Source organism: Halomonas maura, assembly GCF_030409305.1.
Taxonomy (GTDB): Bacteria; Pseudomonadota; Gammaproteobacteria; order Pseudomonadales; family Halomonadaceae; genus Halomonas; species Halomonas maura.
Map to the genome: position 1 here is coordinate 51,739 of NZ_JAUFPQ010000027.1, position 11,907 is coordinate 63,645.

At 70.3% G+C, this 11,907-nt stretch carries 8 protein-coding genes; 5 read left to right on the top strand and 3 right to left on the bottom strand.

The window, feature by feature from the left end:
* The first annotated feature begins 22 nt into the window (after positions 1-22).
* The 4 genes from hutU (at position 23) to QWY76_RS17980 (ending at position 6,325) form a co-directional block, all read left to right on the top strand.
* Positions 23-1,717 (top strand): urocanate hydratase, encoded by a 1,695-nt coding sequence (gene hutU, locus QWY76_RS17965; RefSeq protein ID WP_290312845.1) that lies wholly within the window; start codon positions 23-25, stop codon positions 1,715-1,717.
* Between the two features lie 126 nt (positions 1,718-1,843).
* The gene (gene hutH / locus QWY76_RS17970; protein WP_290312847.1) at positions 1,844-3,376 is read left to right on the top strand and encodes a histidine ammonia-lyase; all 1,533 of its coding nucleotides are present in this window, start codon (positions 1,844-1,846) and stop codon (positions 3,374-3,376) included.
* Positions 3,377-3,467: 91 nt separating this feature from the next.
* On the top strand, positions 3,468-4,814 hold the full coding sequence (locus tag QWY76_RS17975) for a Na+/H+ antiporter family protein (RefSeq protein WP_290312848.1): 1,347 nt from the start codon (positions 3,468-3,470) through the stop codon (positions 4,812-4,814).
* A 176-nt stretch (positions 4,815-4,990) separates the two neighbouring features.
* The gene (locus QWY76_RS17980; RefSeq protein ID WP_290312851.1) at positions 4,991-6,325 is read left to right on the top strand and encodes a Na+/H+ antiporter family protein; all 1,335 of its coding nucleotides are present in this window, start codon (positions 4,991-4,993) and stop codon (positions 6,323-6,325) included.
* 233 nt (positions 6,326-6,558) lie between these two features.
* Here QWY76_RS17980 and QWY76_RS17985 read toward each other — a convergent pair whose 3' ends face one another.
* Positions 6,559-7,011 carry a YchJ family protein gene (locus QWY76_RS17985; protein WP_290312853.1) on the bottom strand — a complete coding sequence of 151 codons (453 nt, stop codon included), beginning with the start codon at positions 7,009-7,011 and terminating at the stop codon, positions 6,559-6,561.
* 85 nt (positions 7,012-7,096) lie between these two features.
* A complete protein-coding gene (gene hrpB / locus QWY76_RS17990) occupies positions 7,097-9,538 on the bottom strand; it encodes an ATP-dependent helicase HrpB (protein ID WP_290312855.1) in 2,442 nt (813 codons plus the stop codon).
* A gap of 177 nt (positions 9,539-9,715) precedes the next feature.
* Between hrpB and QWY76_RS17995 the strand changes: the two genes are divergently transcribed.
* Positions 9,716-11,092 (top strand): NCS2 family permease, encoded by a 1,377-nt coding sequence (locus tag QWY76_RS17995; RefSeq protein WP_290312856.1) that lies wholly within the window; start codon positions 9,716-9,718, stop codon positions 11,090-11,092.
* A 54-nt stretch (positions 11,093-11,146) separates the two neighbouring features.
* Here QWY76_RS17995 and QWY76_RS18000 read toward each other — a convergent pair whose 3' ends face one another.
* Positions 11,147-11,830, bottom strand: coding sequence for a TetR/AcrR family transcriptional regulator (locus QWY76_RS18000; RefSeq protein ID WP_290312857.1), 684 nt, complete (start codon positions 11,828-11,830; stop codon positions 11,147-11,149).
* Positions 11,831-11,907: the final 77 nt, after the last annotated feature.

Genomic DNA, 11,907 nt, shown 5'->3' on the forward strand with positions numbered 1-11,907 from the left:
CTACCCCGAGAGGACACTCGCCATGACCCAGCACCACCCCCTGCCCACCGATCCCCGTCACGACCCCGGCCGCCGGATCGCCGCCCCCACCGGGCCCGAGCTCTCCTGCAAGAGCTGGCTCTGTGAGGCGCCGCTGCGCATGCTGATGAACAACCTGCACCCGGACGTCGCCGAGCGCCCCGAGGACCTGGTGGTCTACGGCGGCATCGGCCGCGCCGCCCGCGACTGGGAATGCTTCGACCGGATCGTCGAGACCCTCCAGCGCCTGGAGGACACCCAGTCCCTGCTGATCCAGTCCGGCAAGCCGGTGGGCGTATTCGAGACCCACAAGGATGCCCCCCGGGTACTCATCGCCAATTCCAACCTGGTGCCGGCCTGGGCCACCTGGGAGCACTTCAACGAGCTGGATAGGAAAGGCCTGATGATGTATGGCCAGATGACCGCCGGCTCGTGGATCTACATCGGCTCCCAGGGCATCGTCCAGGGCACCTACGAGACCTTCGTCGAGGCCGGCCGCCAGCACTACGCCGGCGAGCTCACCGGCCGCTGGATCCTCACCGCCGGCCTCGGCGGCATGGGCGGCGCCCAGCCGCTGGCCGCCACGCTCGCCGGCGCCTGCTCGCTGAACATCGAGTGCCAGCAGTCGCGCCTCGACTTCCGCCTGCGCACCCGCTACCTGGACGAGCAGGCCACGGACCTGGACGACGCCCTGGCCCGCCTCGAGCGCTACACTGCCGAGGGCAAGGCGATCTCCATCGGCCTGTGCGCCAATGCCGCCGACGTGCTCCCCGAGCTGGTGCGCCGCGGCGTGAGGCCGGACATGGTCACCGACCAGACCAGCGCCCACGACCCGCTGCACGGCTACCTGCCCGCCGGCTGGACCTGGGACGAGTACGTGGCCCGCGGCGAGGCCGAGCCCGAGGCGGTGGTCAAGGCCGCCAAGCACTCCATGGCCGTCCACGTGCGTGCCATGCTCGACTTCCAGGCCCAGGGCATCCCGACCTTCGACTACGGCAACAACATCCGCCAGATGGCCCTCGAGGAAGGTGTCGAGCACGCCTTCGACTTCCCCGGCTTCGTGCCGGCCTACATCCGCCCGCTGTTCTGCCAGGGCATCGGCCCCTTCCGCTGGGCGGCGCTGTCCGGCGATCCCGAGGACATCTACAAGACCGACCAGAAGGTCAAGGAGCTGATCCCGGACGATCCGCACCTGCACAACTGGCTGGACATGGCCCGCGAGCGGATCTCCTTTCAGGGCCTGCCGGCGCGCATCTGCTGGGTCGGCCTCAAGGACCGCGCCCGCCTGGGCCAGGCCTTCAACGAGATGGTCGCCAGCGGCGAGCTCAAGGCGCCGGTGGTCATCGGCCGCGACCACCTGGACTCCGGCTCGGTGGCGAGCCCCAACCGCGAGACCGAGGCGATGCAGGACGGCTCCGATGCGGTCTCCGACTGGCCGCTGCTCAACGCCCTGCTCAATACCGCCGGCGGCGCCACCTGGGTGTCGCTGCATCACGGCGGCGGCGTGGGCATGGGTTACTCGCAGCACGCCGGGGTGGTGATCGTCGCCGACGGCAGCGACGACGCCCACGCCCGCCTGGGCCGGGTACTGCGCAACGACCCGGGCACCGGGGTGATGCGTCACGCCGACGCCGGCTACGACATCGCCAGGCGCTGCGCCGTCGAGAACGGTCTCGACCTGCCGATGGTCAACCAGTAACAGCGTCTTCCCCTAAGGACCGCCGGGGCAAGACGCGCCGGGGCGGGTCGATGCGCAGGGTCCTGGCGCCCTCGCGACGACCGGCCCCGGCCAGGTTCCGACCCGGCACAGTCAAGGAACTCCCCTATGAACCATCTCGAAATCCATCCCGGCCAGATGATCCTGGCCCAGGCGCGCCAGGCCTTCGAGGCCCCGGTGCAGGTCAGCCTGCCCGCGAGCGCCAATGCCGACATCCAGCAGGGCGTCGACTGCGTCAACCGGGTGGTCGAGGAAGACCGTACCGTCTACGGCATCAACACCGGCTTCGGCCTGCTGGCCCAGACCCGCATCGAGAGGGACCACCTCGAGGACCTGCAGCGTTCGCTGGTGCTGTCGCATGCCACCGGCGTCGGCGAGCCCATGAGTGATGCGCTGGTGCGGCTGATCATGGTCCTCAAGGTCAACAGCCTGGCCCGAGGCTACTCCGGCATCCGCCGCGAGGTGCTGGACGCCCTGGTGGCCCTGGTCAACGCCGAGGTCTATCCGCATATCCCGCTCAAGGGCTCGGTCGGCGCCTCCGGCGACCTGGCCCCGCTGGCCCACATGAGCGTGGTGCTGCTCGGCGAGGGCAAGGCCCGTCACCAGGGCGAATGGCTGGCGGCCACGGAGGCACTGGCCGTGGCCGGCCTCGAGCCGCTCCGACTGGCGCCCAAGGAGGGCCTGGCGCTGCTCAACGGTACCCAGGTGTCCACCGCCTACGCCCTCAAGGGCCTGTTCGAGGCCGAGGACCTGTTCGCGGCGGCCACGGTGTGCGGTTCGCTGACCGTGGAGGCGACCCTGAGCTCGCGCTCGCCCTTCGATGCGCGCATCCACGAGGTGCGCGGCCAGCGCGGCCAGATCGACGCCGCCGGTGCCTATCGCCACTTGCTGGGCAGTCGCAGCGAGATCAGCGACTCCCACGCCCATTGCGGCAAGGTCCAGGACCCCTACTCCCTGCGCTGCCAGCCCCAGGTGATGGGCGCCGCCCTGACCCAGCTCCGCCAGGCCGCCGAGGTGCTGGCCGTCGAGGTCAATGCGGTCTCCGACAATCCCCTGGTGTTCGCCGAGCAGGGCGACATCATCTCCGGCGGCAACTTCCATGCCGAGCCGGTGGCCATGGCGTCCGATAACCTGGCACTGGCCATCGCCGAGATCGGCTCGCTCACCGAGCGCCGCGTCTCGCTGATGATGGACCAGCACATGTCCCAGCTGCCGCCCTTCCTGGTGGAGAACGGCGGGGTCAACTCCGGCTTCATGATCGCCCAGGTCACCGCCGCCGCCCTGGCCAGCGAGAACAAGGCCCTGGCCCACCCGCACAGCGTCGACAGCCTGCCCACCTCGGCCAACCAGGAGGATCACGTCTCCATGGCTCCGGCCGCCGGCAAGCGCCTGTGGGAGATGGCCGACAACGTGCGCGGCATCCTGGCCATCGAATGGCTGGCCGCCTGCCAGGGGCTGGACTTCCGCCGGGGCCTCGCGACCACCGAGCCCCTGGAGGAGGCCCGCCGTGCACTGCGCGAGCGCGTCGCCCACTACGACCGCGACCGCTTCTTCGCCCCGGACATCGAGGCCGCCACGGCCCTGCTGGCCGAGCGCACCCTGAGCCAGCTGGTGCCCGCCGAGCTGCTGCCCAGCCACTGAGGATGCTCTCCACGCCCGCTCGTCCCCGGCCGGGGGCGGGCGGACGCTCGCTCGAGTGCCAACAACAACACCGCTCTTCCAAGGACCCTTCATGAATGCTGTCGTCCTGGCCATCCTGGTGATGGTCACGCTGAGTCTCGCCCGCGTTTCCGTGGTCTTCTCCCTGATCGTCGCCAGCCTGGTCGGCGGGCTCTATGCCGGCATGCCGATCGGCGAGATCATGGACGCCTTCAATGACGGCCTGGGCAACGGCGCCACCGTCGCCATCTCCTATGCCGTGCTCGGCGCCTTCGCCGTGGCCCTGTCGCGCTCGGGGATCACCGAGCTGCTCTCCCGTAAGGCCATCGCCGGCCTCCGGCTCGATGAAGGCATCCCCAAGCGTCGGCTGATCAGCTTCGGGCTGCTGGGGATGCTGCTGGCCGCCGCGGTGAGCTCCCAGAACCTGATCCCGGTGCATATCGCCTTCATCCCGGTGCTGGTGCCGCCGCTGCTCAAGCTGATGAACCACCTGAAGCTCGACCGTCGCGCCGTGGCCTGCGTGATCACCTTCGGCATCACCGCGCCCTACATGCTGCTGCCGGTAGGCTTCGGCTCGATCTTCCTCCACGACATCCTGCTAGCCAACATCAACGAGAGTGGCGCCAGCCTCGGCCTCGAGGTGTCGGCGAGCATGGTGCCGATGGCCATGATCGTGCCCATCGGCGGCATGGGAGTGGGACTGCTGGCCGCCCTGCTGTTCAGCTATCGCGACCAGCGGGAGTACCGGGACCTGGACCTGGCCCACGGCGACGAGAGCCAGGCCCAGGCGGCCGGGCACCTCAAGCCCTGGCAGCTCGGCGTGCTGGCCATCGCCCTGGGCGGCACCGTGGCCACCCAGCTGGTCACCGGCTCGATGGTTCTGGGCGGCATCTTCGGCTTCGCCCTGCTCTCGGTGAGCGGCGTCTTCCGCTGGCACGAGCAGGACGGCATCTTCACCGAGGGCATGCGCATGATGGCGCTGGTCGGCTTCATCATGATCTCGGCGGCCGGCTTCGCCAGCGTCATGCAGGAAAGCGGCCAGGTCGAGACCCTGGTGACGAGCTCCACCGAGCTGATCGGCGACAACAAGGGCCTCGCCGCCCTGGTGATGCTGCTGGTCGGCCTGTTCATCACCATGGGCATCGGCTCGTCCTTCTCGACGATCCCGATCATCGCCTCGCTCTACGTGCCGCTGGCCATCAACTTCGGCTTCTCGCCGATGGCCACCATCGCCCTGGTGGGCACCGCCGCGGCGCTGGGCGATGCCGGCTCGCCGGCCTCGGATTCCACCCTCGGCCCCACCGCCGGCCTCAACGCCGACGGCCAGCACGACCATATCTGGGACAGCGTGGTGCCGACCTTCCTGCACTACAACATCCCGCTGATCGCCTTCGGCTGGCTCGCCGCCATGACCCTCTGAGACGCCAGACGCCGGCCTGCCCGAGGGCAGGCCGGCCGCGTTCCACCCCCGCCTCGCTCGACTACGCTGGCCGGATCGCCGCCGGACGCCGGGTGACGACTGGCACCCAGCCACAGCGCCGTTACAATGTGCGGCTTTTGCAGTCGCCCCGCCCACCCTTCGAGCAAGGACCCCACATGAACGCCATCGTGCTCTCCATCCTGATCATGGTCACCCTCAGCCTGATGCGGGTCTCCGTGGTCTTCGCGCTGATCGCCGCCACCCTGGCCGGCGGCCTCTACGCCGGCATGCCGATCGGCGAGATCATGGACGCCTTCAACGAGGGCCTCGGCAACGGCGCCACCGTGGCCATCTCCTACGCCGTGCTCGGCGCCTTCGCCGTGGCCCTGTCGCGCTCGGGGATCACCCAGCTGCTCTCCCAGAAGGCCATCGCCGGGTTGCATCTCGACGAGGGCATCCCCCATCGCCAGACCATCGTCCTCACCCTGCTCGGCGTGCTGCTGGCCTTCTCGATCAGCTCCCAGAACCTGATCCCGGTGCATATCGCCTTCATCCCGGTGCTGGTGCCACCGCTGCTCAAGCTGATGAACCACCTGAGGCTCGACCGTCGCGTCGTGGCCTGCGTGATCACCTTCGGCATCACCGCCCCCTACATGCTGCTGCCGGTGGGCTTCGGCTCGATCTTTCTCAACGACATCCTGCTCACCAACCTCAACGACAACGGCCTGGACGTCACCGCGGACATGGTCCCGATGGCCATGGTGGTACCCATCGCCGGCATGGCACTGGGTCTCGCCGTGGCAGTACTGGTGAGCTATCGCGGCAAGCGGGACTACGCGGACCGCGACCTGGCCCACGGCGATGAGACACCCGCCGAGGCCGCAGGCCACCTCAAGCCCTGGCAGATGGTCGTGCTGGGGCTGGCCCTGGTGGGGACCGTGGTGGTGCAGCTGCTGAGCGGCTCCATGGTGCTCGGCGGCCTGTTCGGCTTCGCCCTGCTGTCGGTGAGCGGCGTCTTCCACTGGCACGAGCAGGACAGCATCTTCACCGAGGGCATGCGCATGATGGCGCTGGTCGGCTTCATCATGATCTCGGCGGCCGGTTTCGCCAGCGTCATGCAGGCCAGTGGCCAGGTCGAGACCCTGGTGACGAGCTCCACCGAGCTGATCGGCGACAACAAGGGCCTCGCCGCCCTGATCATGCTGCTCGTCGGCCTGTTCATCACCATGGGCATCGGCTCGTCCTTCTCGACGATCCCGATCATCGCCTCGCTCTACGTGCCGCTGGCCATCAACTTCGGCTTCTCGCCGATGGCCACCATCGCCCTGGTGGGCACCGCCGCGGCGCTGGGCGATGCCGGCTCGCCGGCCTCGGATTCCACCCTCGGCCCCACCGCCGGCCTCAACGCCGACGGCCAGCACGACCATATCTGGGACAGCGTGGTGCCGACCTTCCTGCACTACAACATCCCGCTGATCGCCTTCGGCTGGCTCGCCGCCATGACGCTCTGAGCCCCCGGACGCCACGAAACGCGAGAGGCCCCGCCGGCTTACCGGCGGGGCCTCTTGCTTTCAGGGAAAATGCTCAGCGGAAACGTTGATTCATGTCGCGAGCGACGAGAGGCTGGGCGCTGCCGGAGCGGAGCAACCGCAGTTGACTGGGGTTCAATGAGGATTTGAGCGGTCCGGCGTCCCGGCACCGCCAGCGCCCAGGATATCGAGCGCAGCAATGAATCAGCGATTTCCTAACGCACGCAGCAGGCCTTGCCCTTTCGCCCGCTGCCGCAGGGACAGGGATCGTTGCGCCCCGGCTTGAGGCGCGTCATCGAGGGGTCGCCGTCCACGTAGCGCCAGCGCCCTTCCTCGCGGCGAAAGCGCGAGCGCTCCTCCAGCACGCCCCAGCGGCGCCCCTCGCGGAAGGTGGCGCGAAAGTGCACCGTGCCGGCATCGCCCGACTCGCCATGCTCGAGGATCTCCAGGCGCACCCAGCGGGTGGCCTCGTCGGGGGGCAGCTCGGCCGGCCGGCTCTCGGGAGCCCAGGTGGCCAGCAGGTAGTCGGTGAGGCCCAGGGCGAAGGCGCTGTAGCGCGAGCGCATCAGCGCCTCGGGGGTCGGCGCCGGCTCGCCCCGGTGGTAGGGCCCGCAGCAGTCTGCCAGCGGCAGGCCGCTGCCGCAGGGGCAATTGTGGCGTTTCGTCATCGGGTGATGGTGTCCATGGTGGATGTAAGTTACTGCCCCAGGCTCACCGAGAAATCGACGAGCGCAGGCACTGTTCGGACATGGCCTAGCGGCGCTTGGTGCGCGCAGTCGCCTGGGCCGACCAGGGGTCTTCCGGCCAGGGGTGCTTGGGGTAGCGGCCGCGCATGTCCTTGCGCACCTCCGGATAGCCGTTGGTCCAGAAGCTCGCCAGGTCCGCGGTCACCTGCAGCGGCCGCCGCGCCGGGGACAGCAGGTGCAGCAGCGGCGCGACCCGCCCGCCGACCAGCCGCGGCGCCTCGCGCCAGCCGAACACCTCCTGGAGCTTGACCGCCAGCACCGGCGTCTCGCCCCGGTAGTCCAGGCGGATCCGCGAGCCGCTGGGCACCGCCAGGTGGGTCGGCGCCAGCTCGTCGAGCCGGGAGCGCAATGGCCAGTCGAGACGATCGAGCAGGATCCGGGCGAACGGCAATCGCTCCACCGCCTCGAGGCGCGTCAGTCCGTCGAGGTAGGGGGCGAGCCAGGCCTCGAGGTCCTCGAGCAGCGCGGCATCGGACCAGTCGGGCCAGGGCGCGCCCTGCTCGCGGCGCAGCAGGGCGACCCGGCCGCGCAGCTGCTCGGCCGCCTCGTCGAGGGGCAGGCGCTCGCGGCGCCGCAGCGCCGCGAGCAGTGCCCGGCGCACCGCCTCCGGTGGCAGGTCGTGCAGGGGCCGTCGCTCGAGCACCACCGCCCCCAGGCCGCGCCGGCGTTCGCCGACCAGCCGACCCGCCTCGTCGGACCATTCGAGGTGCTCGCGCCATTCGCCGGCCTCCGGGTGCAGGGCCGTCAGCCGCGTCTCGTCGAGGGCCGCGGCCCGGAAGATCCGCCCGCCGCCGGCCTCGCCGTCGAGTTCCACCGCCACCAGCAGCTCGGCGTGGGCCAGGGGATGCTCGCCGGGCAGGGTCGCCTGGCCGCCGCCGGCCAGCCGGAAGCGCCCGGACGCGAGCCGCTGGGCGACCCGCTCGGGCCAGGCCAGGGCCAGCAATTCGCCGAGCGGGGCCAGGCCCGGCGCCTCGAGCCGGCAACCCATGCGGCGCGCCAGCCGCCGGGCGTCGCGCTGCCAGGCGTGATCCTCGCCGGGGGCGGCGAAGCGACGCTCGAGTGCCGTGGCCAGGTCGCGCTCGGCATCGGCGTCGCGGCCCTCGAGCAGCGCGGCGAGGCCACAGGCCAGGCCCTGCGCCGCGAGTTCGCCGGCCCGCTCGAGCATCACCGCCAGGCGCGGGTGGGTGGGCCAACGGGTGCAGGCCCGGCCCAGCGGGGTCAGCCGATGTCCGGCATCCAGCAGCCCGAGGCGCGCGAGCAGCTCGCGACCGGCGGCCAGCGCCGCCGCCGAGGGCGGCGTGACCCAGGTCAGGGCGTCGGGATCGGCGATCCCCCAGCGCGCCAGTTCGAAGGCCAGCGGCGCCAGGTCGGCCTGGCGGATCTCTGGCTCGCGGTCCGGGGCCAGCGGCTGCTCCTCGGCCCACAGCCGGTAGCAGACGCCGGGGCCCTGGCGACCCGCCCGCCCGCGGCGCTGCTCGGCGCTGGCCCGGTTGACGCGCCGGGTCTCCAGCCGCGTCAGCCCCGTGCGCGGCTGGAACACCGGCAGGCGCTCGCGGCCGGCGTCGACGACCAGCCGTACCCCGTCCACGGTCACGCTGGACTCGGCGATGGCGGTGGCCAGCACCACCCGGCGGCGCCCCTGCGGGTCCGGGCGCAGCGCCCGGCGCTGAGCGTCCAGCGGCAGCCGGCCGTGCAGCTCGTGGACGGCGACGTCGGGCAGGCGCTCGGCCAGGTGCCCGGCCAGCCGGCGGATCTCGCCGACCCCGGGCAGGATCGCCAGGGCGTCGCCGTCGTCGGCCGCCAGGGCCTCGGCCACCACCGCCGCCTGGTGGCGGGCCGCGTCGTCCCGGGCCCGGGGCGGACGATAACGGGTCTCGACCGGATGCCGTCGCCCCGGACAGTCGATCACCGGCGTGGCCTCGCCGAGCACGGCGGTGAGCGCGGCGACATCCAGGGTCGCCGACATCACCAGCAGGCGCAGCTCCTCGCGCACCGACTGGGCGTCCAGCGCCAGCGCCAGCCCCAGGTCCGCCTCCAGGCTGCGCTCGTGGAACTCGTCGAAGACGATCCCCGCCACGCCCTCGAGCAGCGGGTCGTCCTGGAGCATGCGCGTCAGCACGCCCTGGGTCACCACCTCGAGGCGCGTGGCCGGGCCCACCCGGGACTCGCCGCGCATGCGATAGCCCACCGTCTCGCCGACCGGCTCGTCCAGGGACGCGGCCATGTAGCCGGCGGCCAGCCGCGCGGCCACGCGGCGCGGCTCCAGCAGCAAGAGCCGTCCGCCACGACACCAGTCGGCCTCGAGCAGGGCCAGGGGCACCCGGGTGGTCTTGCCGGCCCCCGGCTCGGCCACCAGCAGCGCCCGGGCATGGTCGGCCAGGGCGGCCTGGATCTCGGCCAGCCGGGCCTCGATGGGCAAGGCCGTCGGCGAGGTTCCCTCATCGTTCATGGTGGCATCGGTCTCCCATGGTGGTGCATCGGCACCTACTTAATCGTATACAAAAATCACTCTGACTGTTGCCTAGTCGCTGCCATGTTGACTAGTCTTGAACCACCGACAACCTGACCGAAAGGTCAAGTTATCGGAATTCCGTCCCCATGCCGACCAACAACAAAGGTAAGACGCATGCAACATTCCTCCTCTGCCCGCCCCGCGGACGTCACGGCGGGCGATGTCCCGCAGACGTCCCAGGCCCCGTGGCTGGACACCTATTTCGGCGTCAGCCGTCGCGGCTCCACCCTCAAGACCGAGATCCTGGCCGGCATCGCCACCTTCCTCGCCGGCATGTACATCATCGTGGTCAACCCGGCCGTGCTCTCCGACGCCGGGATCCCCTTCTCCGCGGCGCTCTCGGCCACGGTGCTGATCAGCTTCATGAGCAGCCTGGCCATGGGCCTCTATGCCCGCAACCCCATCCTGGTGGCGCCGGGCATGGGCATGAACGCCCTGTTCACCTACACCCTGGTGCTGGGCGCCGGTCTGACCTGGCAGGTGGCCCTGGGCTGCGTCTTCTGGTCCGGGGTGATGTTCGCCGTGCTGGCGATGTTCAACGTGCGCAAGGCGATCATCGAGGCCATCCCGCTGTCGCTGCGCTACGCCATCACCTGCGGCATCGGGCTCTTCATCACCTTCATCGGCCTGCAGAACGCCGGCTTCATCGTCGGCAGCGACGCCACCCTGGTCACCCTGGGCAACATGGACGCGAGCCTCGCGATCTTCTTCCTCGGCCTGGTCGCCACCGGCGTGTTCGTGATCCTGCGCTTCAACGGCGCGCTGATCATGGGCATCGCCCTGACCACCCTGCTGGCCGCCCCCATGGGCCGGCTGTGGGGCGACGAGGTCATGGTCGCCTGGAACGGCCTGGCCGCCTGGCCGGACTTCGGCGCGGTGATGCAGGTCGATATCGTCGGCGCCCTCAAGGTGGCCTACCTGCCGTTCATCTTCGTGATGCTGTTCACCAACTTCTTCGATGCGCTGTCCTGCTTCATGGCCCTGTCGGAATCCGCCGACCTCAAGGACAAGGACGGCAATCCGCGCAACCTCAAGCGCTCCATGACGGTGGATGCCTTCGCCTCGATGATCGCCGCGCCGCTCGGCACCAGCGCCGCCCAGACCTTCATCGAATCCGGCGCCGGGGTGGCCCAGGGCGGAAGAACCGGCCTGGTGGCCGTGGTCATCGCCCTGCTCTTCCTGCCCTTCCTGTTCCTGTCGCCGCTGCTGTCGCTGGTCCCCGGCATCGCCACCGCCCCGGCCCTGGTGCTGGTGGGACTGTTCATGATGGCGCCGATCGGCAAGATCGACTGGCAGCACTTCGATCAGGCCCTGCCGGCCTTCCTGGCCATCATCCTGATGCCGCTGACCTACTCGATCACCCTCGGCATCGCCTTCGGCTTCATGAGCTTCGTGCTGATCAAGGCGGCGACCGGGCGGATCGGCGAGATCAAGCCGGCGATGTGGGTCTCCGCGGCGCTGTCGGTGCTGATGCTGCTCACCGCCCAGTAGGCACGGACGGCCATCGGCGCGGTCGGCGGGCGTTCAGCTCTCCGCCGCGCCGGGTCAGGAATGGGCCGGCTGCCCGCGCGGCGCGGCCGCCGGGTCGGGATGGCGGACCCCGCAGCCCTTGATGACCACCCGGGTCAGGAAGTCGGTGATGCGCTCCAGGTCGTCGTCGCTCAGCGCCTCGCGCCCGGTGATGCCCAGCACCTGGGCCTCGAAGTCGGCGTAATGCTGGGTCGAGGACCAGATCAGGAAGATCAGCCAGACCGGGTCGACCGGATCCATCAGGCCACGGTCGGCCCACTCCCGGAACACCGCGGCACGGCTCTGCACCCAGTCGCGCAGCTCGCCGCTCAGGTACTCCTGCAGGAAGGGCGCGCCGCCGAGGATCTCGCTGGCGAACAGCCGCGAGCCCTCGGGGTGACGCCGCGAGATCTGCATCTTGGAACGGATGAAGGCGGAGAGCACCTCGGCCGGGTCGTCCTCCGGCGAGATGTCGTCGAGCATGGCATTCCAGCGCTCCATCATCCGCTCCAGCAACCGGACGTAGAGCTTGCGCTTGCTGCCCATGTAGTAGAGGACGTTGGACTTGGGCAGGCCCGCCTGCTCGGCGATCTCCTGCAGGCTGGCCCCGCGGTAGCCATGCCGGGCGAAGACCCGCTCCGCCGCCGCCAGGATCGCCTGCTCGTTGCGCCGACGGATGGCGCCGCCTTCCTGCTCGCTTGGGTGTTCTGCCTTGGCCATGGGCCCTCGCTGTTCGAACCGATCGTGGGACGAAAGCTTGCCTGAGAGGCGCCCCACAAGGCAATCCGAGCCACCTG